Consider the following 21379-nt stretch of genomic DNA (forward strand, 5'->3'; position numbering starts at 1 on the left):
GTTTGTCGGCTACGTGCAGATGCGCTAGCGGAGATCTTTTACGACCGACGCGGCGACGCGGTGGCCGGAGGCCAGGGCGCCTTGGATGGAACTGGTGTCGCGGTGATCGCCGGCTACATACAGGCCGGGGGCTGTCTTGGCCGGGCTGGTGAAGGGGTGTTCGCTGGCCATCCGCGGGAGTGCGTGGGGGATCCGGTACTCGGCGATCAGGTCCCAGTCGCTGGTCGACGTACCGTAGAGACGTTGCAGGCGCGGACGCACGTCGTTCTCCTGCGCAGTGGGGATCGAGGCGCTGATCAGGGCTCGGCCGGGTGGCGCGTAAGTCGGCGCGACCTCGCTCATCACCACGGTGTTCAAGTCTCCGTCGAGCAGCAGGATCGGGCGACGCAGCGGCGATTCCGGAGCTGCGAAGTACCAGGTGGTGACGGAGTTCCAGGCGGGCTCGGTGAGCTGGGGGAGTAGGTCGGCGGCGGTGGATCCGTCGGTGGCGACCACGACCGCTCGCGCGGTGAGCGGCCCGCCCGAGGTGTCCACGTGTCCCTGCGAGACCGACTCGACGTGAGTGTTGAGGCGGAGTGCGTCATCGGCGATCAGAGCTGCCAATGCTTGCGGCAGTGCGCGCATTCCATTGGCCGGTACGGCGGCGCCTCCGCGCAGGAAGCATCGCCAGATCAGATGGAACATCCGCGAACTCGTGGCTAGCTCCGAGTCGAGGAAGACTCCGCTGAGGAACGGGCGGAAGACCTCATCGACGGTCTGCTCGGAGATGCGCCAGCGCTGCAATTCCCGTTCGGTCGATCTGGGCGGCGCAGTGCGCAGCTGTCGGCCAGGAACCAGGAGAGCGCGGAGAGACAGGGCAGCGACCGCGAGGGCGTCACCCGGACGCTGTACGGCGAAACGAGCCGGGCCGGCGATGCCGTCCAGGGATAGTTCGTTGCCTTGGGCTATCACCCCGCGGGTGAACGGCTGGAGCTGGAGCCGGTCCAGGTCGAACAGGCGCCGTACCTGGGGATAGGCCGGAAGCAGGACCTGGAAACCGCGATCGAGGAGGAACCCGTCCACCTCGTCGGTTCGGACACGTCCGCCGGCCTCGTCCCCGGCCTCGACGAGCACCACACGCAGGCCGGCCGCCTGTAGGTGAATCGTCGCAGCCAGTCCGGCGAGCCCTGCGCCGACCACAATCACATCCGCGTCTTCCATACCGTCGGAGTACCCACGGCGAATCGCGCTGACCTGATCGGCTCAGGTCACAGCTGACCGCGCAGGTCGGCGGCGCGGTCGTAGTCGCGGCGCCAGTCGCCGGTCGGCGGCAGGATGACGCGCTGTACGCCGGCCTGTTCGTAGGCAGCGAGTTGGTCGGCGGCGCGGGCAAGATCGTTGTCCAGAGTTGGTGCGACGACTGTGGCGCGCAGGGGCGGGCGACCGAATTCGGCGGCCAGGTCGTTGATGGTGGCGAGGTTGGTGCGGACCTCTGTGGGTGATTGCGCGATGGTGGCCCAGCCGTCGGCGTACCGGGCTGCGCGTTGGTGTGCACGAGATCCGTTGCCGGCAACAACGATCGGCGGTACGGCCGAGCCTGGCGCCAGTGTCGCCTCGGTGCCGTTGGCGAGCGTCGTCGGACGGCCGGCGATCAGGCCTGGGAGTACGGCGAGCGCTTCGTCGGTCAGGCGGCCGCGATCGGTGTACTCGACTCCGGCGGCTCGCCAACCGACGTCGCCGTGGGCCGGGTTGCCCGTTCCGACGCCGAGGACGAGGCGGTTTCCGGACACGATCTGGAGGCTGTTCACCTGCTTGGCCGCCCAGGCGACCGGCCGCAGGGCCAGCAGCATCACGTTGAAGCCCACGGTGATCCGCTCGGTGATAGCCGCGGCAGTGGCCAGAACCACTGTGCTGTCGAGCATCGGACCACTGGCGATCAGGTGGTCGGTCGACCACACGGAGTCCAGTCCCAGCTCCTCGGCGTACCGGGCACTGGCTTTCACGTCGGCCAGGATCGGCCGGCTCGGATCAGGCGTGGACGTCGGCAGGATGACACCGATCTCAACAGTCATACCCTGCGCCAACCCAGACCGCTCCATCCTCATTCCCCCCGTTGCGCTGATCGGTTCGTCGTGTGGCCGCAGGTGATCGAGTACCTGCGGCCACGCACGACCTGCTGATCAGCCCGCGACGAAGGTCTTGATGCTGTACGCCGGTAGCTGGGTGTCGAAGGCGCCGTTCGCCATGGTGATGGTCGAGTCGGCGGCCAGCGTCCGGTTCGCGGTGGTAACCCAGGTCGAGACCGTGGTGGCGCTGGTGTCCCGGATGGTGAACGGCTGGTCGACCGCCGACGAGTTCTTGTTGACGGCGACGATCACGATCCGGGATCCGCTCTTGAACGCGGTGATGAAGACGTTCGATCCGGGTTGCGCGGTCGCGGTGATCCGGGAGTAGCCGGGCCGAACCCACTTCGAGAAGTGGGCCATGTTGGCTCCGCGTTTGCTGATCTTCCCGTCCTCGCGCAGGGGACCGTACGAGCGGCGGATGTACCACCACACGTACGTCTGGAAGCGGCCGTCCACCAACGCGCGGTGCATGTGCTCACCCACGTCGAGTGCCTGCGGCCAGAGATCGCCCGAGTCGGCAGTGCTGTTCGGGTAGTAGACCTCCGTCATCCACAGTTCCTTGCCGGCGCCCTTTTCGCGGAAGAGCGGGTAGGGCAGGTCGGCGGACTTGGTGCCGTACAGGTGAGCGCCGAGGATGTCCACGTTTGCCAGCGCCGCGGGATCCTGCAGGATGGGGTCGGAGGCGTTCTTGCGGTACTGGAACGACTCGGGTGCAATCACTTTGGTGTTGATCGCGCCGGCGTTGTCGCGCAGGAACTTGACCATCTCGGCCGGCGTCCACGCCGTCCAGTCATGCGCGTAGTCCGGCTCGTTCTGCACCGAGATCCCGTACAGGGCCGCTCCGTTGTCGCGCATGAAGTTGGCAAAGTCGTTCAGGTGCTGCGCATAAGCGCCGTACGAGTTGTAGCGGAGCCGCTTGCCTCCGGAGAAGGTCTCGGTCATCGACGCCGGTGGGTTCCATGGCGATGCGAAGACCTTGGCTCCGAGCTCAGTGGCGCGCCGGGCGGTGGCGACCTGGCGGCTCCAGTCGTCGCGGTTCTCGGGGACGGGGATGCGCAGCACACTGAAGCCCAGTTGCCCTGCGCCCGTGCCGAAGGCCGTCTCCCGCTGCTCGGCGGTGAGATCACCGATCCAGCCCGGGTGGTTCATACCGCCGAAGCCCTGGATCTTCTGCTGCACGGTCGACGGTTCGACGACGACCCGGGTCTGCGCGGCCGCGGTGGGTGCCGTCACGGCTAGCACCGGCAGCGCGGCGCCTGCGGCCAGCAACGACCGCCGGCGCAACAGAGGGAGGTTCGAGTCTTTGGGGTCCATGGCTTCTCCAGAAGGTCGGTCTGGGGCGGTGGCCGATGCGTCGAAGCGGTTCGACGGACCGGAACCATGATGGCCTCTGGAACCCACCCCGCCAAGCCCCTGGCGATGGACCTTTGGGCCGCCACAATCGGGCCGGCGCTCCAACCACGACACCGTCACTGAGATCATCCAGCAGTAAGACGAGCGAGTCGTTGATCACCGAGGAGAGCTGTCGTGTGCCGTCCTGTGAACTGCAAGGCTTGTTCCAAGACGACCTGGGCCGGGTGCGGCCGTCATGTCGCTGACGTGAAGGCGATGGTGCCTAGCGACCAATGGTGCGCGGGGCATCCGAAGGCCGAGCGGCAGGGTGGCGGCTGGCTTAGCCGGCTGCTGGGGCGCTAGCCGCCGGAGCCGCCCTTGCTGGCATTGCCGAAGCCGCCGCGCGCGATGGTGCCGATGTTGCCGCCTTTGGTGGCCAGGCCGCCGCGCTGGATGGTCGCCGTACCGCCGGATCCGTTGCGCAGGTTGGAGGCGGTGTAACTGCCGTCGCCGGTGTTGTAGCGGCCGCCGACCGGGGGCACCAGGAAACCGCCGCGGGTGGCCATGTAGAACCAGAAGAAGCCGGCCCCCGAGCCGTGGTACTCGCGCTCGTCCTTGCACTGGTCGTCGTCGGTCCGCTGCTGGGTCTGCGGGTCGACACAGATCGCCGCGTAGTCGGCGGTGTCGTTGTCGTTGCTGCACCCGGTCAGTGAAGCGGCGACCAGCGCGGTCAGCCCGAGCGTGATTCCGGCACTGCGCATCCGCCTGATCGGTCCAGATTGCGTCATACCCTGCCTTCCCCCTCAGCAGGCGGCTTCATCGAGTACATGATCAGCGCGCCCACCACCATGGTTACACCCACCACAACCAGGGCCCCTGTACCCACGTCGGCGACAGCCAGGACCAGTACTGCGGCGAACGACGCAGCCGCCAGCAGCGGGACGACTACCCGTTGCAGCACCCGGCCCTTGAGTTGGCCGGTGAAATACACCGGTACGGCGATCGCGGTGGCGAGGTAGTAGAGCGATACCAGGATTGAGACGGCTGCAACGGCGTCGGCGAGTACTGCGTCCGAGGTGAGCACCAGCGTGACGTAGATGAGCACACTGGTTGCGGCGAAGACCAGGGTGGAGACGCTGGGGGTGTGGAAGCGAGTGGAGATCCGCGCGAACTGCCCCGGAAACGCGTCGCGCCGGGCCATGGACAGCATCGTCCGGGCGGTCGGCAGGATGGTCGTCTGGGTCGAGGCGAGCGCGGAGACGAGTACTGCGCCGATCAGGAGCTTGCCGCCCGCAGTACCGAGCAGGTCGTTGCTCAGGACCGAGAAGAAGTCGTCGTCCGCGATGTCGGCCAGCGCGCCGACGCCTGCGTACACAAGCGCCGACCAGGCAACCACGGCGTACAGGACGATCAGGAAGCCGTTGGCGATGAGCGCTGCGATTGCTGGAGTACGACGTGGGTTGCGAGTCTCCTCGTTGACGCTGAAGGACGAGTCCCAGCCCCAGTAGAGGAACACGGCGACCAGTACGCCGGTGGCCCACTTGCCCTCGCCGGTATTCGTCGGGAGGCTGAGAGTGCCGGCCTCCCGGAAGGCGTTGATGGCGAACCAGAGCAGCGCGACAACCTCCACCGTCAGCAGGATCGCCTGCGTCCAGGCGGCGATCCGGATACCGCGGTAGGCAAGCACTGCCATCGCAATGATGAACACGGCACCCAGACCAGCCTGTGCCAGCCGGGAGCCGGCCGCGCTGTCCAGGCCGAGCAGTACGTAGGTGTAGACCGAGGCGACCTGCGCCAGGTTGCTCATGACGAGCACGCAGGCCATCACGGTGGTCCAGCCGACCATGCGGCCGACACCTAGCCCGAACGCCTTCTCGGTCCAAGGGAACGTCGTACCGCAGTCTGGCTCGGTCCTGTTCAGCTCACGGAAGCAGAGCGCCACTAGGACGACCGGCACGGCCGAGAGCGCCAAGACCAGGGGAGCGGCAGTACCGACGTACGCGGTGAGTAGTCCGAGCGCAACGGCCAGCGAGTACGCCGGCGCGGAGGAGGAGATCCCGATCGCGGTGGACGCTCTCAACCCAAGTGCATCCCGTCGCAGACTGCGCCCGCGGGACCGTGAATCAGCTGTTGTCGTCATCGTGCCCCCAGAGTGCCATCCACCCGTTGCTGACAACGAACGACAAAAACATGAGACCAGGTCTTAACATTTTTGTGCTGACTACATAGGGTGCGGGCTTAGCTACCTGGAGACATGCGTTCCCGCCCCGAACGGAGTCCCATGACGGTCGATCCTGCCCAAAAATCAAGGTTTTCCCGCCGCTCGGTGCTTGTCACTCCGGCCGCAGTTGCCGGCGGAGCGCTGCTGACCGGTGCGGCTCTCGCCCCCGACAGCAATGCCGGCAGCGCCGCCGCGGTCCGCCAGATCACCCTGTACGCCGAATCGCTGCCTGGCGGGCTGTTCGGCTACGGACTGGCGCCCGGTGCGGCGACCATTCCCGGGCCGCTGCTGGAGATCTATGAGGGGGAGACCCTCGAGGTCGAGCTGGTCAACAACACCGACCAGCGGTTGTCGATCCATCCGCACGGCGTCGACTATGACGTGAACTCCGACGGCAGCCCGCTGAACGCCTCGTTCAACGCGCCTGGCGAGACCCGCACGTATGTCTGGCGCACCCGCAAGCAGGTCGACGCCGGCGGCGGCCGGTTCATGCCCGGCAGCGCCGGCTACTGGCATTACCACGATCACGCGCTGGGCAACGACCACGGAACCGTCGGGATCCAGAAGGGCCTGTACGGCGGTCTGATCGTCCGCCGCCGTGGTGACCTGATCCCGGACCGGCAGTTCACGGTGGTGTTCAGCGGGATGCTGATCAACAACAAGAAGGCACCGGACACTCCGATGTTCGAGGCGCGGCAGGGGGAGCGGGTCGAGTTCGTCTGCATCGGGCACGGCGACCTGCCGCACACGTTCCACCTGCATGCGCACCGCTGGGCCGACACCCGCACGGGCATGCTCACCGGAGCGAACGACCCGAGCCCGGTGATCGACAACAAGAACCTCGACCCGGGCAGCTCGTTCGGCTTCCAGGTGCTTGCGGGTGAAGGTGTCGGGCCGGGCGCCTGGATGTACCACTGCCACGTGCAGATGCACGCCGACCAGGGGATGGTCGGCCTGTTCCTGGTCCGCAACCCCGACGGGAGTATGCCGCCCGGCGCGCAGGCGGCGATCGACCGCTTCCAGCACCACCACGTGGCCGGGCCGCAGGCCGATCACTCCAATCATCACGGCTGAGGGGGAACGATGAGGCTCAATCGTCGGCGGCGTAGCGCTGCCCTTCTGACCATTGCAGCGCTGGCGTTCGGCACCCAACTGGTGCAGCCAGGCAGTACGCCGTCCGTCGCGCAGGCGGCGCCGGTGATCCCGAAGGCCGCTGCCGATGCGGTGGTGAACGTGCTCGTGTTCCGCGGCGAGCCCGACGATCAGCTGGATCCGGTGGAGCGGGCGACCGACGCGATCGCGGGCCTCGGGCAGGCCAACGGGATGACGGTGCACGTCAGTTCGGATCCGTCCGTCTTCACGCCGGCCAAGCTGGCGACGTACCGGGCGGTGGTGTTCTTGTCGGCAAAGGGCATCGCGCTCAGCCGGGAGCAGGAAACGGCGCTGCAGAACTACATCAAGGCCGGCAACGGCTACCTCGGCATCGCGGACGCGTCGAAGTTTCAGCCGGACTCCGAGTGGTTCAGCGGCCTGATCGGCGCGCGCCCGGTCGGCGAGCAACTGCCGCCGCCGCGACCCGTGTCGGCGGTGACGGCCAGCGCGGAGAACCCGCCGAACGAGACCAAGGAGAAGCTGACCGACGCGAACCCGAACACGAAGTGGCTGGCCTTTACGCCGACCGGTTGGGTCGCGATGAAGCTCGCCGAGCCGGTTGCGGTGACCAGGTACTCGCTCACCTCGGCGAACGACTTCGTCGGTCGGGACCCCAAGAACTGGACCTTGCAGGGTTCGAACGACGGCAGTACCTGGACCGACGTGGACACTCGCACCAACGAGGTGTTCTCCGATCGGCTCCAGCGGCGGGTGTTCGTGATCGCGAACCCGACGTCGTACGGGCACTATCGGCTGAACATCACCGCGAACGGCGGCGAACCGCTGATCCAGCTCGCCGACCTGCTCTTCTACACCGGTGACTCGCAGCCGCCACCGGAGCCGACTCCGCAGCGCGCGGTGGTCAACCTGCTGGACCGGCAGCACCCGGCGAACGCCGGTCTGCCGCTGAACCTGACCCGGACCGACAAGTGGCGCAACTGGGCGACCAACCCGATCGGAACTGTGCACACCGTCGCCCAGGTTGAGGAGCGGCATTACAGCCCTGGCCCCGGCGCCAACGGCCCGTTCCATCCGATCTCCTGGTGCCGCGACTACGGCGGCGGCCGGTCCTTCTACACCGGCATGGGCGGCACTGACGGCAGCTACGGCGAGTCCGCGTTCCGCAAGCACCTGCTCGGTGCGCTGAAGTGGACCACCGGAATGGTCCGGGCTGACTGCCAGGCGTCGATCGCCGCCAACTACACCGTCGAGCGGTTGACGCCGCCCAACCAGGCCGGTCAGCTCGACCAGATCGGTGAACCGCACGGAATGACGATCGCGCCGAACGGCAAGATCTTCTACGTCGGCAAGGCGGCCTGCCCGAGCGGCCCGGTGGTCGACTGGGCGAACCCGAACGTCGGCCTCGGCTGCGGCACCATTCACGAGTGGGATCCGGTCGCCAAGAAGGCGAAGCTGCTGACCACGCTGCCGGTGATGGGCAATCGCGGCTCCGGCGACGAGCTGGTCAAGAACGAAGAGGGCCTGCTCGGTATCGTGCTGGACCCGAAGTTCGCCGAGAACGGCTGGTTCTACGTCTACTGGATGCCGCACGACACCGTCGACCGGGTCCTGCACACCGGCAAGCGGACGGTCTCACGGCTGACGTACAACGCCACCAACCAGACCATCGATCAGGCCAGCCGCAAGGACCTGCTGCAGTGGGAGGTCCAGCAACACAGCTGCTGCCACGCCGGTGGCGGCATGGCGTTCGACTCCAAGGGCAACCTGTACGTCGGTTCCGGCGACAGCAACTCCTCCGGCGGCTCGGGCGGCTACTCCGGCAACAACTGGACCCAGGAGTTCGGCGGACTGTCCTTCCAGGACGCTCGCCGTACCGCAGGAAACACCAACGACCTGAACGGCAAGATCATCCGGATCCACCCGGAGTCGGACGGCACATACACGATCCCAGCCGGAAACCTGTTCGCGCCGGGCACTCTCAAGACCCGGCCAGAGATCTACGTGATGGGCGTGCGGAACATCTCTCGGCTCGCCATCGACCCGGAGACCGACTGGCTGACCGCCGCCTGGGTCGGGCCGGACGCTGGTGCGCCGGACCCGGAGCTCGGGCCGGCGAAGTACGAGACGGCGACGATCATCACCGAGGCCGGCAACCACGGCTGGCCCTACTGCATGGGCAACGGGCAGCCGTACCGGAACCGCAGTAACACGGATGCGTCGGTGCTGACCGGTTGGTACGACTGCGACAACCCCCTGAACACCTCGCCGCGAAACACCGGGCTGGTCGAGCTGCCGCCGGTCAAGAACAACATGATCTGGTACTCACCGGGCGGCGGCGGGCCCGTGTTCCCGAAGCGCCCGGGCAGCTCGATCCCGACGTACAACGATGCGGACGCGGTCTACACCCAGCCGTACTTCCGCGGCGGTGGCGGGCAGGCCGTGATGTCCGGGCCGACCTACCACTACGACCGGGTGAACACCAAGAGCGGTGTGGCCTGGCCGAAGTACTGGGACGACAAGTGGTTCATCGGCGACAACTCGACCCCGACGCGCCGGATTGCGGTGACGGTCGACCCGGCCGGCGTACCGACGGCGCAGGCGCCGGCATTCGGCGAGACGTTCCAGCAGATCGTTGCTGGGGGCAACGGTGCGAACCAGGTGCAGAGCTGGATGGATGCCCGGTTCGGACCGGACGGCGCGCTGTACGTGCTCGACTACGGCGGCGGATTCTTCACCCTGCACCCGAACCAGAAGCTGGTGAAGGTCAGCTACAAGGGTGGCCCGCCGACGCCGCTGCCGAAGGCCTCCGGGGTCGCCGTACAGAACAAGCCGTTGACCTACGCGTTCAACGGCGCCAAGGCCGGTGGGGTGTCGTACGCCTGGACGTTCGGCGACGGCGCCACCTCGACCGACGCCAACCCGCGGCACACCTACACCAGCCCCGGGCTGCGTACGGCGAAGTTGACCGTCACCTACGCCGACGGCACGACCGCAGTCGCAACAACAGCGATCGACGCCGGCTGTGTGATGCCGGACCAGGGCGCTCAGGTTTCCATCGGGGACACCGCGACCACGGTGCCGAACCGCAACGCGGGCGGTGGCTGTCGGGTAGACGACCTGATCGACGACGAGAGCACGTGGGCAACCCATGCCCTGTTCGTCAGTCACGTCCAGCTGGCGACTCAGCAAATGCGGCAGCGCGGGATCATCACCGTCGCCGAGCGGGACAACCTGATGGCGGTGGCCCGGGCATCGACGATCGGCCGGCCCGGCGTGACCGGGTACGAGCCGCTCTTCGACGGCACCGCCGAATCGTTCTACGACTGGGCGCAGGCGCCTTCGGGTGAGTTCGCCATCCAGCCGGATGGGTCGCTGAAACCGACAGGCGGGCTCGGCATGCTCTGGTACGCGAAGAAGCCGTACGGCGACTTCTCCGTGAAGCTGCAGTTCCGCGACGTCGCGCCGGACGCGGTCCGCGCGAACAGCGGCGTCTTCGTCCGGTTCCCGGATCCACGCACACCGCTCGACCAGCGACCGCTCGGCAGTTGCGGCACCGTCGGTTCGGCCCGCACCTCGCAGGCCTGGGTAGCGATCTTCTGCGGTCAGGAAGTCCAGCTGTACGACGGTGAGTCGGGCGAGCCGCAGAAGACCGGGTCGATCTACAACTTCGATCCGAACCCACTGGACGCGGCCCGGCCGACCCCGAAGGGGCAGTGGAACGAGTACGAGGTCAAGGTCGTCGGGCAGCACTACACGATCATCCGCAACGGCGTGGTGATCAACGAGTTCGACAACACCCCGGGAAAGCAGTCGTCGCGGGCGGGCGACCCACCCACCGATCTGCGGCAGTTCGTCGAGGGCTACATCGGGCTGCAGAACCACGGAAACTCCGACCTGATGGAGTTCCGCAATATCCGGATTCGGAGCTTGTGATGAGACGCGTACTCGCCGGGCTCACCGCCGTACTGGTGATGCTGGTGCCCCAGTCAGCTTTGGCGTCGGCACCGGCTGTCGCCGACCAGGTGCTGACCTGGACAGCAGGCAACAGCGTCACCGCCTACACCACGGCGCCGACCCAGGCGGTCGCGGGCCTGACCACGATCGTGTTCGAGAACAGCGAGGCCACCGGCAACACCACCGACATGTCGCACACGCTGACGTTCGACCGTTCGACGCCGGGCTACAACCACGACGCCGACGTGAACCTCCTCGCGTACCCGGACGACGGGAGTAACGGCAGGCAGTCGCTTGAGGTAACCCTCACGCCGGGGAAGTACCGGTACTTCTGCGCCATCCCGGGGCACGGCACGATGGTCGGCGAGTTCATCGTCAGCGACGGCGGTGACGACACCACTCCACCGACCGTCACTGCTGCCGTCTCCGGGCCGCAGAACGCCGACGGCCACTACCTCGGCCAGGCCACCGTCACGGTGACTGCCGCGGACGCCCAGTCCGGGGTGGCGTCGGTGGAGTACGAGCTGGACGACACCGGATTCAAGCCGTACGCCGCGCCCGTCGTGGTCAGCGCGATCGGCGATCACACGGTGCAGTACCGGGCCACTGACAACGACGGCAATGTGTCGCCGACCAAGTCGGTGGCATTCCGGGTGGTCGAGCGCCCGGCCGACACCACTCCGCCGACGGTGACCGCCGCGGTCACCGGCCAGCAAGATGCCGACGGCAACTACCTCGGCACCGCGCGGGTGACCGTGACCGCGACCGACGCCGGCTCCGGTGTGAAGACCATTGAATACCAACTCGACGGTGGCACCTGGACGCCGTACACGGTGCCTGTAGACGTGAATACCCCAGGCATGCACATGCTGCACTACCGAGCCACTGACAACGCGGGCAACGTCTCGCCGGAGGGAATGGCGCACTTCACGGTGGTCGAGCAGGACTCCACACCACCGGCCGTCACTGCGGCCGTGACCGGCGCTAAGGATGCCAACGGCAACTATGTCGGCAAGGCGACAGTGACGGTGACCGCCACCGACTCCGGGTCCGGGGTGAAGACCGTCGAGTACCAGCTCGACGGTGGCGCTTGGACGGCGTACACGGTGCCGATCGAGGTCGCCACCAACGGCGCGCACACGGTGGGCTACCGGGCGACCGACAACGCCGGCAACGTGTCGGCTGTCGGTACCGCGACGTTCACCGTCGTACCGGCCGGTGGCGACAGCACGCCGCCGGCAGTGTCGGGATGGCTGACCGGCAACCAGAACGCCCGCTGGGAGTACGTCGACCGAGCGACCCTCAACGCCAGCGCCACCGATGCCGGCGGGGTCAGGTCGATCGAGTACGCCCTGGACGGCGGCGCCTGGACGGCGTACACCGCGCCCACGCCGATTACCACCGCGGGCACCCACACCATCAAGGTCCGCGCCACCGACAACGCCGGCAACGTCTCGGCCGACCTGTCCGGCACCTTCACCATCGTGAAGGCCACCTCGAAGCAACTCCACTCCGTTCGCCAAGCCTTGCACTAGATCTCCGAAGGAGTGCGCCCGGGAGTTTACGAGTGGATCAGCGAGCCGGCGGCGTACCCGTCGGCGGTTGGCCTCCGCCGGTCGGGGGCTGGCCGCCACCGGTGGGCTTGGTGGTGGTGTTGACGCCCACGTTGAGGGCGACGGTGTAGCCGGCCGTGACGTCGCCGGTGACGGTTGCGAGTTGCAGGGCGCCGCCGTCGTCGCCGAAGACGTTGTCGCCGCTGAGGGTGACCTTCTTGAGACCGGACACGGATTTTTCGTAGCCGGTCTGGGCGTACACCGTCTCGCAGATGTTCTGCGGCAGCGCGACCTGTGAGGTGGCGATGGCTTTGGTGGAGTCGGTGATGCTGGCCTGGTCCGGGTAGACCTCGAAGTGGATGTGCGGCCAGCGGCCGTCGTAGCAGGCGGGGAAGATGCTGGTGAATTGCACACGGCCGTCGGCGTCGGCGATCTGGACACCGCGTAGGTAGTTCTCGTCCGTGATTCCCTGCGAGTACATGGAGTACTCGCCGTCGCGGTTGCAGTGCCACACGTAGACAGCTACTCCGGTGAACGGTGAGCCGCCCTTGGCCAGATCCGAGATGACGAGTTCCAGGGTCATGGGCACGCCTTCGGCGGTGGCGCTGCCGGTGCCGAAGCTGGAGCGAATGTCCTTGCGGACCACGCCGCTCTGCTCCAGGACGTCGGCTCCGTTGGAACCGTCGCCCGGGTACGGGCCTGCTGTCTCGTCGGGGATCTCGCCCGTCGTGGTCGAGGTCGTGCTCGAGGCGGATGCTGTGGGCGAAGTGGTCGAAGCGCTGCCGGCATTGGTGCCGCAGGCAACCAGTACGCCGCCGGCCGCGCCGAGCCCGAGGAACCGCAGGGCTCGGCGGCGGCTGAACAGTGTCCCGATGTCGAAGGAGAGTCCTTGATCGACGACCTCGTCCTGCGGCCGGGGCAGTGGGCGACCTTCATAGGAAAGCTCGTTGTTCTTCAGCTCTTTCGTCATGTCTTCGAAGTTAGCGCCAGAACCGTGGGGCCAGTTGGGAGTTTCCTGTGAACCGGCTGTGAACGCCTCCCGAGCGACAAAACGATTGCTGCAGGCAACGGATGTCTGTCGCGGTCAGTTAACTGTTAAGGCAGCGCAGGTGATTAACACGGCGTGAACTGCGTGCTTACTGTCAGGCGCCCCAACGCTCCGAACTGTGAGGAGACCTGACATGCGCGTCCCCCGAAAGGTGGTGTCCGCGATCTGCGGCGCCGCGATGATTGCGATTGGACTGAATGCCGCCCAGGCGGCGAGCTCGGCCGAGGCCAGCCAGCCGGCACCGGCGCCTGGTGCTGATCCTGCGGTATCCGCCTTGGCGCATGGACTGGGGATCACGGTCGACCAGGCGCGGGTGACGCTCGCTAAGCAGGACGAGGCGCACCGGGTGCTGGCAGCCTTGCCCGCTCCGCTGCGGAATGACCTTGCCGGTCGGTGGTTCGACGCCACGAGTGGCAAGCTCGGTGTTGCGGTGACGTCGGCTGCGGCGGCACGGCAGGCCCGGGCGGCTGGCGCCGAACCCAAGCTCGTCGCCCGCGATGCGGAGGAACTGGGTGGGCTGCACCGCTCGGTCGGCAAGCTCGCGGGCTCCGGCGTGCCCGGGCTGCGCAGTTTCGGCATCGACGACCGAGCCAATATCGTGCAGGTCTCGATCAACCCGACAGTGAAGAGCGCGGTCACCACGCGGTTTGTCCAACGCCTTAAGGCACTGGGGTCGGGTGTCCAGGTCCGTTACGTGGATGGGCGGCTGGTGCAGCAGGCCGGGGACGTGAACCCGGGCGATGCCTGGTATCCAGGGTCCGAGAGCCCGTGCTCGGTCGGTTTCGCGGCGACCGATGCCCAAGGCGGGAAGCACTTCCTGACCGCCGGTCACTGCACGAACGACGCGAACCAGGCCGCGTACGGCGAGTCCGGGCAGCAGAACAAGCTTGGTACCTCCAACGTCGGTGGCAGCCGCAGCATCAACGCTCGCGAAGGCGACATGGGCGTGGTCGCGGTGACCGAAGCGGGGTGGAACCTTTCCGCGGACGTCAACACGTACGGCCAGCCGGCGGTCAAGGTGAACGGCTCGGCCGAGGCGCTCGTCGGTGACGCGGTCTGCCACTCGGGCAAGACGTCGCCGTACTGGGAGTGCGGCAAGGTACTCAAGGTCAACCAGAGCATCGACTACGGCAACGTGGTGATCGACGGCCTGACCGTCACCGACACCTGCTCGCAAGGCGGTGACTCCGGCGGCGCCTGGCTGCGCGGCGACAAGGCGGTCGGCTTGCACTCTGGTGGCGAGCCCACCTGTGGTGGCGCGGGCAAGGAGAACTCGATCTTCCAGCCGGTGAACGAGGCACTCACCAAGTGGGGCCTGACGCTGTTCAACATCGGCGACGTGCCGGACAACGAGGCGCCGACCACGCCCGGGAACCTGCGAAGCGCCGGCGCCACCACCACAAGTGTGTCGCTGGCCTGGGATGCCTCGCGGGACAACGTCGGCGTCACCGCCTACGAGGTGTATCGCGGCGGCAGCCTCGCAGCCACCGTCACCGCGGCCTCGGCGACGGTGACCGGCCTGCAGCCGAACACCGAGTACTCCTTCACCGTCCAGGCTAAAGATGCTGCAGGCAACAAGTCGGGGGCGGCCGGGCCGTTGACGGTCCGGACGCAAGGCGACGGCGGCGGGGACGACGAGGCGCCGACAACGCCTGGCAACCCCCGATCCACCGGCGCGACGACGACCAGCATCGCGCTGGCGTGGGACGCGTCGGTCGACAACGTCGGGATCGCGGCGTACGACGTACTGCGCGGCTCGGCCGTGGTCGCCACGTCGGCCACATCGACGGTGAGCGTGACTGGCTTGACGCCGAACACCGAGTACTCGTTCACCGTGCAAGCTCGTGATGCCGCCGGCAACAAGTCCAAGCCGAGTCCGGCCGTGACGGCACGGACCCAGGCCGACAACGGCGGCGGCCGTACCTTCAGCAACGGCACGGATTATCCGATCCGCGACTTCGAGACCGCGATCAGCCCGATCCGGTCCACCGCAACAGGCTTGGCCGCTCGCCCTGTCACGGTGCGGATCGACGCTACGCACACCTGTACCGAGGACCTCAACATCCGGGTCATCTCGCCGAGCGGCCGGTCGTACTGGCTGCAGAACTACGGCGGCTCCGCGTGCCACCCGTTCGAGAGCGGGAAGACCTTCACCTTCACCCCGGCCAGTACTGAGCAAGCCGCGGGCACGTGGACGCTGCGCATCGGTGACAACGGCTATGGCGACATCGGCACGCTGACCGGTTGGGCGATCACAGTATGACGAAAAGCATGCTCGCTCGCGCGTTGCTGTTCTTGGCGCTGGTCGCCGCTGCCCTGGTGCCGACGGCTACACCGGCCCAAGCCGTGAAAGGCGGCGAGCACACCACACATCCGACGTACCCATGGAGTGTGGTGATCACCCGGCCCGGCAGTGCCAGCCCCTGGAAAGTGTCGTGTGGCGGAGCGCTGCTGGCACCCAACAAGGTCCTGACCGCAGCGCACTGCATGGATCCCAGTATCGGAGACTTCAAGGAAAAGACGGTGATCTGGGGCCGGACCGATCTGCGGACCACCGACGGCAAGGTCGCCAAGATCACCTCGTACTGGAAACACCCCAGCTACCAGTGGGGCAGCCTCGCCGGTGACGACATCGCTGTCCTCACCTTGGATCAGAACCTCGGCGCGCCGGGGGACTACCTCAAGGTGGCGACCGCCGCGGAGGCCGCCGAGGTGAACAAGATCGGTAACCAGACCGTGCTTGGCGGCACCTGGGGACGGATCGGTCCGGGAACCGGCGAGGCCGACCACGACCCGGTGATGAAGAAGGCCACCCTGCCGATCATCGACCCAGTCGCGACCGGGGGATGCAAGGACATCGGCTGGAGCTTCACACCGGACAAGCAGTTGTGCAACGGCCCGATCAAGAACGACGCCCTTGGCACTTGCGGCGGTGACAGCGGCGCACCGGTGGTCCTGAACACCGCCAACGGTTGGCGTCAGGTCAGTCTGATCGAGTCCGGCGACTCGAACTGTGGCGGGCCGCAGGTGACCAGCAAGCTCACCAACTACGAAGCACTGATCAGCGAACAGGTCGGAACCGAACCGCCGCCGCCGACCGGCGGCGTCACGAACGGAGGCTTCGAGGCCGGTACGGCGGCCGGCTGGTCCGCCGGCGGTACCGGCAATGCGGCCTCGGTCGTGAACACGGGTGCCCGCACTGGTACGTACGCCGCTCGCCTCGGGTCGACCACGGCCACCAACGGCGAATCGACGTACAGCCAAACGTTCGCCGTACCGGAGGGCAGCAGTCGGCTGTCGCTCTGGTACAGCATGACCTGCCCCGACACCGTGAGCTACGCCTGGGCAAGGGTGACGCTGAAGGACAACACGGCCGGTACGACGACCACTCCACTGGCCAAGACCTGCACGAACGGCCAGGGCTGGAAGCAGGTCACGGCATCGGTCATCACTGGGCACAGCTACACGCTCACGTTGGTCAACCGTGACGACAACCACCCCTCCGACCCGGTGCACACGTTGTACGACGACGTGACTCTGGGCGCGACCTTGCAACAAGCGCCCGCCGGCCAGCGCCTGCAAAGCTGACCTGCGGTTCGCCCAGATACGAGACTGCCCCGGGAATGGATCCCGGGGCAGTCCGGCGTGCGTTACTCCTGGTAGAAGCAGCAGGTGCCGGTGGCGCCCATGGTGAGGTTGATGACGCCGCCCTCGGGGTTCTCGGTGCCTCGGACGTAGTAGCCGCCGAGGCCGTCGTGGACGAGGAAGGCACCCCAGGTGAGGAGCCAGTTCTCGGAGCCGTCGTCGGTTGGGAAGGTTTCCGGCAGCGGCTGGATTCGGCGTTGCAGGACCCATGGCTGGTCAACCGCTTCGGTGAGGCGGGTGGACCAGGTTTCAGGGTCGGTCTGCCAGCCGAGGAGGACGCCTTCGCCGCCGTGGAGGGCGGCCGGCTTGAGGACGAGGTCGCTCTGGTTGTCCTTGGCGTAGCCGACGAGATCGGCGCGGACCATCCGGGTCCACGGCACCAGGCGGTCGATCGCCTCCTGCTCTTCTGGGCGGAAGCAGGACCGGTTGGTTTCGTCGGACAGGATTGCCAGCGCGCTCTTGCTCCCGTACAGCTCCGCGTCCAGTGGGGTGAAGATCGCCACGTGCCCGCGCTCACTGGCCTGCAGTACGGGCTCCAGCAGTTCCACCGCGCCCGGCTTCAGCAGGTCCTCGATCATGAACAGCCGGAACACGATGTCGATCGCCCGGTCCCCGTGCCAGATCCGGTCGTCGCGGTACTCGAGTTCGTCGACCGGGCAGGCCAGCGCATCGATCCCGAGCGGAGCCAACGCCGCCGCACTCCGGTGCAGCTGAGCGGCCAGACTGGGATAACTGTCCGGGAAGTCGGCGATCGCCATCACCGGCCGGACCCCGGTCGGGATCTTGGCCTCGGTCAGGATGGTCTGCACCACCTGCGCCATCGTCTCGGCGTAGGTCAGCTCATTGCGCTGGACGAAGTCGGCGATGAACGGCTGCTCCAGCATCGCCTCGTTCAGTACGGCGTTGTCGACCCCGCCGGCGGTACTGCCCAGGTTCAGCTCAAGCAGCCAGAAGCCGTGCTCGTCGCGGTACAGGTCAGCCCGCCCGAAGCGGCTCGGCGCAGGCCCGCGTCCCCGACCAACCGCGACCGCCTGGGCCTCGGCCAGACCAGCGGCCCGGGCGAACCGGGCGATGTCACCACCGAAGAGGCGGTCCGGGATGCTGGTCAGCGCCTGGTGCAGCAACCCCAGATCCGCCGCCAGCCGACGATGTTCGGCAGCCTCCAGAAATACCGGCCGGGTCAAGCAACGCCCGCCGTACCCGGTGGCGTCCAGGCGAGGCTCAGCCGCCGCCCGTAATTCACTCGGCTTGGGCCCCTGGCCGGCCGCAGCCGCAAGATAGCTATCGGTCAAAGACATAGGAGTACTCCTCCCCACCGGCCACCTTGGACGTCCCGCGCCGCGAAGTAGTCAACGGGATCTGGGCAGCCGTGGCCCGCAGGGTACGCAGGCTCCGGCAGCGGCCGGAAGTGTTCGGTCGCACGCCATTTCTGCAACGATCGTTTGCGTTAGGTGCCAGCTGTTCGCAGGCCGGCGCACACGACGCCGCCCTTAGCGAACTCCGGGTAGTCCCTCCACTCCGATGACCTGAGCTCGCGCACTTGCCAGCTCGTACAACATTGCGTTGATCGGCGTCGGCGTACTGGTCTTCAAACCGAGGCGTACGACGGCGCCCGTCCAGGCATCGAGTTCTGACGGCCGACCGGCCCGGATGTCGCGTTGCAGGGAGGTGGTTCCTTCCGCGGGAAGCTGGTCGAGGAAGGCGATCGTTGTCGGCACGATGTCATCGGGGAGGTCGATGTCGTTCGCACGCGCCACCTGGTGGACTTCGGTCATCGCCTCGACCAGTAGTTGTCGCGTGTTCGGCCGGGCGCGCAAGACGCCGTACGGCGCGTCGGTCACGGTGCCGAGGGCGCCGACCGACGCCAGTGCGAGAAACTTCGACCAGAGCGCTGCCCACACATCCGTAGCCACGACGGCGGTCAGCCCTGACTCCTGTACGGCGTCTCGCAGCCGGGCCACGCGATCGGTGGGCACGCTGTCCCACTCGGCGAACGTGAGCTTGCCGCCACCGATCTGGCGAATGCGGCCGGGTCCGTCGAGGAATGCGATGACCTCGACAGCGCCGGGCAGGACGGCGTCGCGGCCGACGACGTCGGCCACCTGCTGTGGCGCGTCGACACCGTTCTGCGTGGTGACAACCGCAGTCTGGTTACCGATCAGCGGCTTGAGCGCCGTGATCGCCGACTCGAGTTGCCACGTCTTGACTGCCAGTAGCACGAAGTCGACCTCGCCGATCTCGGCCGGGTCGTCGGTCGCCCGCGCCGGAGCGACCGTGAAATCTCCGGTCACGCTCGCCACTGCCAAGCCGTCCCGCCTGAGTGCCGTGAGGTGTTCGCCGCGGGCGACGAAGGTGACGTCGTGCCCCGCCGCGGCCAGCCGGCCGCCGAAGTATCCGCCGACGCCACCGGCGCCGATGACTGCGATCTTGAGTCCCATGCCGCAGGAGGTTACCTGTTTAACTGGTAACGCGATAGGGTGACTGCATGATGGACGCGGCCGCACTGGCATTTCCTTGGCACGGCGGCAGGCTGTCGGTGAACTTCACGGCCACGCTGGGTAAACGTGGCGGCGCGAGGTTCGAGCGACTCCGCGAACCGGCGGATCTTGCGCGCTGGTTCCATGAAGCCGGGATGGTCGCGCACCTGCTGGACGTCTCCGCCGAAAACCTCACTGAGGCGCAGCAACTACGCGAGGCTCTGTACGACGCTTTCACCGCGCCCGGCTGCGAGTTGGACGTGCTGAACCATTGGGCCACGCAACCGGCGCCGGCCGGCCGGCTCGAATGGACCGCAGGAAGGATCACCCTGCAGCCGCCGCAGACCGACGTACCGGGCCTGCTCAGCGTCCTGGCGCGAGATGGCGCGACGCTGGTCAGCGGCCCGCTGGCGGACAGGATCCGAGAGTGTGGCCGGGAAGACTGCTGGCTGCTCTTCGTCGATGAAAGCCGCGCGGGCAACCGCCGCTGGTGCTCGATGGAGACCTGCGGCGCCCGCACCAAAATGGCCCGCTACCGTGCCCCGGCGACAAGCCCCGAAGCCGTCCCGCCTGGGACGAGCAGCAGGCGCGCGTCTTCCGAGCAGGTTGGCCAGCGTTGAAGATCCCCGACACTTTCTTGCCGGTGGGCTCCCTCGTCATGTTTCAGGGCGACTCGATCACGCACGGCGGGCGGCGGCCCCACCAGCGACCCGAATCACGTGCTTGGGCACTCGTATCCGTTCCTGATCGCGGCCGAGGCCGCCGCGCTACATCCGAGCTGTGGCTGGCGTTTCGTCAACCGCGGGGTGAGCGGCGACAAGGTGCTGGATCTGGCTGCGCGCTGGCAGGAGGACATGCTGGATCATCGACCTGAGGTGCTGAGCATCCTGGTCGGCGTGAACGATGCCAACGCGGCGCTCGACGGCTCATCCGAAGATCCTGGTACGGCGTTCGCAGCGGCGTACCGGTCGTTGCTGGAGCGAACGGTCTCGGTGCTGCCGTCGGTGCGCCTGGTGCTGGGCGAGCCTTTCTACCTGCCGACCAGCCCGGTGGAGGCTCTGCGCGAGGCCTGGGCTGCCGCGGTGCGTGCGCGCGCCGAGATCGTGCGCGAGTTGGCCGATGATTTCGGGGCGACTTTCGTTCCCTACCAAGCCGCGCTGGACGCCGCCGCGACTCGGGCTCCCGCGGAGCACTGGGTCTGGGACGGCATCCACCCGACATACGCCGGTCAGCGAATCCTCGCCGACGCCTGGATCACCGCAGTACTGAGTTGAAGGGGAGGGAGAGGCCGAGGGCGGGTCGGATAGCGGAGTTGCGTTCGCGGATTCGGGTGAGTTCGGTGGGGGAGAGGGCGCGGCGGTAGATACGGACCTCGTCGAGGGTGCCGCGAAAGCGGTTGGCGCCGTCGACGCGTTGGCCGATGTGGATGCCCTGGACGCCGAACTCCTTGCCGGCGGTGACGGAGCCAGCGGGTGCGGTCGCCGAGCCGGCCTCGGATCCGTCGACTAGCAACCGGAGTTTGCCATTGGTGCGTTGGAGGACGACGTGGTGCCACTGGTTGTCGTTGTATGCAGACGTCGACTGGACCGTGATGTTGAAACGGTCGACCACCAGCAGTGCCCGGATCCGGTTGCTCTCGGGTTCGGCGCGGAGCCAGACCTGTGGTGTTGTCCCCGATCCGGTGCGGTAGGCCCACAGGAGCGCGTGTGATCCGGTGGTTGCGCCGTACTTGATCCACGTCATCATCGTGAAGTCGTGCGCACCGAGGTCGATCGACCGATCGAACGGTACCTCGACGTGATCGTCCACGCCGTCCAGCGCGAGTCCGGCGCCGAACTTGCCCTCGGCAACCGTTGCCCCACCGCGCACGTACGCCGGGTTGTGCGCCGGCCCGCTGTCGGGCGTCGTCGGGCCGGCGCACAACCCGGCGT

General features: G+C 67.3%; 15 protein-coding genes and 1 pseudogene. 7 read left to right on the forward strand and 9 right to left on the reverse strand.

Features of this window, described 5'->3' with window-relative positions:
* Positions 1–24: 24 nt before the first annotated feature.
* The 5 genes from E1263_RS09655 to E1263_RS09675 form a co-directional block, all read right to left on the reverse strand.
* Complete coding sequence (locus tag E1263_RS09655) at positions 25–1200, reverse strand: NAD(P)/FAD-dependent oxidoreductase (RefSeq protein WP_132166859.1); 1176 nt, start codon at positions 1198–1200, stop codon at positions 25–27.
* Positions 1201–1247: 47 nt separating this feature from the next.
* Positions 1248–2051 carry an LLM class flavin-dependent oxidoreductase gene (locus tag E1263_RS09660; RefSeq protein WP_132166860.1) on the reverse strand — a complete coding sequence of 268 codons (804 nt, stop codon included), beginning with the start codon at positions 2049–2051 and terminating at the stop codon, positions 1248–1250.
* Positions 2052–2159: 108 nt separating this feature from the next.
* A complete protein-coding gene (xynC, locus tag E1263_RS09665; protein WP_132166861.1) occupies positions 2160–3419 on the reverse strand; it encodes a glucuronoarabinoxylan endo-1,4-beta-xylanase XynC in 1260 nt (419 codons plus the stop codon).
* Between the two features lie 377 nt (positions 3420–3796).
* Positions 3797–4225 (reverse strand): hypothetical protein, encoded by a 429-nt coding sequence (locus E1263_RS09670; protein WP_132166862.1) that lies wholly within the window; start codon positions 4223–4225, stop codon positions 3797–3799.
* On the reverse strand, positions 4222–5517 hold the full coding sequence (locus E1263_RS09675; RefSeq protein WP_132166863.1) for an APC family permease: 1296 nt from the start codon (positions 5515–5517) through the stop codon (positions 4222–4224). The genes E1263_RS09670 and E1263_RS09675 overlap by 4 nt, the downstream gene beginning before the upstream one ends.
* A 201-nt stretch (positions 5518–5718) precedes the next feature.
* Here E1263_RS09675 and E1263_RS09680 point away from each other — a divergent pair, with 201 nt between their 5' ends.
* From E1263_RS09680 to E1263_RS09690, 3 genes are read left to right on the forward strand one after another with little or no spacing between them, the layout of a single operon-like run.
* Positions 5719–6732 carry a multicopper oxidase domain-containing protein gene (locus E1263_RS09680; RefSeq protein WP_132166864.1) on the forward strand — a complete coding sequence of 338 codons (1014 nt, stop codon included), beginning with the start codon at positions 5719–5721 and terminating at the stop codon, positions 6730–6732.
* A 9-nt stretch (positions 6733–6741) separates the two neighbouring features.
* The gene (locus E1263_RS09685) at positions 6742–10704 is read left to right on the forward strand and encodes a ThuA domain-containing protein (RefSeq protein ID WP_132166865.1); all 3963 of its coding nucleotides are present in this window, start codon (positions 6742–6744) and stop codon (positions 10702–10704) included.
* Positions 10704–12260, forward strand: a complete 1557-nt coding sequence (locus E1263_RS09690) for an OmpL47-type beta-barrel domain-containing protein (RefSeq protein ID WP_132166866.1) — start codon at positions 10704–10706, stop codon at positions 12258–12260. Before E1263_RS09685 ends, E1263_RS09690 begins: the two co-directional genes overlap by 1 nt.
* Positions 12261–12297: 37 nt before the next feature.
* On the opposite strand, the gene E1263_RS09695 is transcribed toward E1263_RS09690, so the two are convergent.
* Entirely contained in the window at positions 12298–13248 is a 951-nt protein-coding gene (locus E1263_RS09695; RefSeq protein WP_132166867.1) for an intradiol ring-cleavage dioxygenase, read from the reverse strand.
* A gap of 211 nt (positions 13249–13459) precedes the next feature.
* On the opposite strand from E1263_RS09695, the gene E1263_RS09700 reads away from it, so the two are divergent.
* Together E1263_RS09700 and E1263_RS09705 are read left to right on the forward strand one after the other, a co-directional pair.
* Positions 13460–15589 (forward strand): fibronectin type III domain-containing protein, encoded by a 2130-nt coding sequence (locus E1263_RS09700; RefSeq protein WP_132166868.1) that lies wholly within the window; start codon positions 13460–13462, stop codon positions 15587–15589.
* Entirely contained in the window at positions 15586–16914 is a 1329-nt protein-coding gene (locus E1263_RS09705) for a trypsin-like serine protease (RefSeq protein WP_132166869.1), read from the forward strand. The genes E1263_RS09700 and E1263_RS09705 overlap by 4 nt, the downstream gene beginning before the upstream one ends.
* A gap of 62 nt (positions 16915–16976) precedes the next feature.
* Here E1263_RS09705 and E1263_RS09710 read toward each other — a convergent pair whose 3' ends face one another.
* Together E1263_RS09710 and E1263_RS09715 are read right to left on the reverse strand one after the other, a co-directional pair.
* A complete protein-coding gene (locus tag E1263_RS09710) occupies positions 16977–18269 on the reverse strand; it encodes a hypothetical protein (protein ID WP_132166870.1) in 1293 nt (430 codons plus the stop codon).
* Between the two features lie 192 nt (positions 18270–18461).
* Complete coding sequence (locus E1263_RS09715; RefSeq protein ID WP_132166871.1) at positions 18462–19409, reverse strand: 2-dehydropantoate 2-reductase; 948 nt, start codon at positions 19407–19409, stop codon at positions 18462–18464.
* Positions 19410–19456: 47 nt separating this feature from the next.
* Between E1263_RS09715 and E1263_RS09720 the strand changes: the two genes are divergently transcribed.
* Positions 19457–20068 carry a CGNR zinc finger domain-containing protein gene (locus E1263_RS09720; RefSeq protein WP_132166872.1) on the forward strand — a complete coding sequence of 204 codons (612 nt, stop codon included), beginning with the start codon at positions 19457–19459 and terminating at the stop codon, positions 20066–20068.
* 69 nt (positions 20069–20137) lie between these two features.
* A pseudogene (locus E1263_RS09725) lies at positions 20138–20722 on the forward strand (GDSL-type esterase/lipase family protein); the annotation flags it as partial.
* On the opposite strand, the gene E1263_RS09730 reads toward E1263_RS09725, so the two are convergent.
* The coding region (locus E1263_RS09730; RefSeq protein WP_132166874.1) for a LamG domain-containing protein at positions 20703–21379 on the reverse strand (677 nt) is incomplete at its 5' end. The pseudogene E1263_RS09725 and the gene E1263_RS09730 sit on opposite strands and share 20 nt — an antisense overlap.

The sequence above is a fragment of the Kribbella antibiotica genome (genome assembly GCF_004349055.1).
Taxonomy (GTDB): Bacteria; Actinomycetota; Actinomycetes; order Propionibacteriales; family Kribbellaceae; genus Kribbella; species Kribbella antibiotica.

What these genes read in the sequence shown, in the direction of transcription:
- E1263_RS09655 (WP_132166859.1), bottom strand. Translation starts at nt 1,200, where the DNA reads ATGGAAGACGCGGATGTGATTGTGGTCGGCGCAGGGCTCGCCGGACTG.
- E1263_RS09660 (WP_132166860.1), bottom strand. Translation starts at nt 2,051, where the DNA reads ATGACTGTTGAGATCGGTGTCATCCTGCCGACGTCCACGCCTGATCCG.
- xynC (WP_132166861.1), bottom strand. Translation starts at nt 3,419, where the DNA reads ATGGACCCCAAAGACTCGAACCTCCCTCTGTTGCGCCGGCGGTCGTTG.
- E1263_RS09670 (WP_132166862.1), bottom strand. Translation starts at nt 4,225, where the DNA reads ATGACGCAATCTGGACCGATCAGGCGGATGCGCAGTGCCGGAATCACG.
- E1263_RS09680 (WP_132166864.1), top strand. Translation starts at nt 5,719, where the DNA reads ATGACGGTCGATCCTGCCCAAAAATCAAGGTTTTCCCGCCGCTCGGTG.
- E1263_RS09685 (WP_132166865.1), top strand. Translation starts at nt 6,742, where the DNA reads ATGAGGCTCAATCGTCGGCGGCGTAGCGCTGCCCTTCTGACCATTGCA.
- E1263_RS09690 (WP_132166866.1), top strand. Translation starts at nt 10,704, where the DNA reads ATGAGACGCGTACTCGCCGGGCTCACCGCCGTACTGGTGATGCTGGTG.
- E1263_RS09695 (WP_132166867.1), bottom strand. Translation starts at nt 13,248, where the DNA reads ATGACGAAAGAGCTGAAGAACAACGAGCTTTCCTATGAAGGTCGCCCA.
- E1263_RS09700 (WP_132166868.1), top strand. Translation starts at nt 13,460, where the DNA reads ATGCGCGTCCCCCGAAAGGTGGTGTCCGCGATCTGCGGCGCCGCGATG.
- E1263_RS09705 (WP_132166869.1), top strand. Translation starts at nt 15,586, where the DNA reads ATGACGAAAAGCATGCTCGCTCGCGCGTTGCTGTTCTTGGCGCTGGTC.
- E1263_RS09710 (WP_132166870.1), bottom strand. Translation starts at nt 18,269, where the DNA reads ATGTCTTTGACCGATAGCTATCTTGCGGCTGCGGCCGGCCAGGGGCCC.
- E1263_RS09715 (WP_132166871.1), bottom strand. Translation starts at nt 19,409, where the DNA reads ATGGGACTCAAGATCGCAGTCATCGGCGCCGGTGGCGTCGGCGGATAC.
- E1263_RS09720 (WP_132166872.1), top strand. Translation starts at nt 19,457, where the DNA reads ATGATGGACGCGGCCGCACTGGCATTTCCTTGGCACGGCGGCAGGCTG.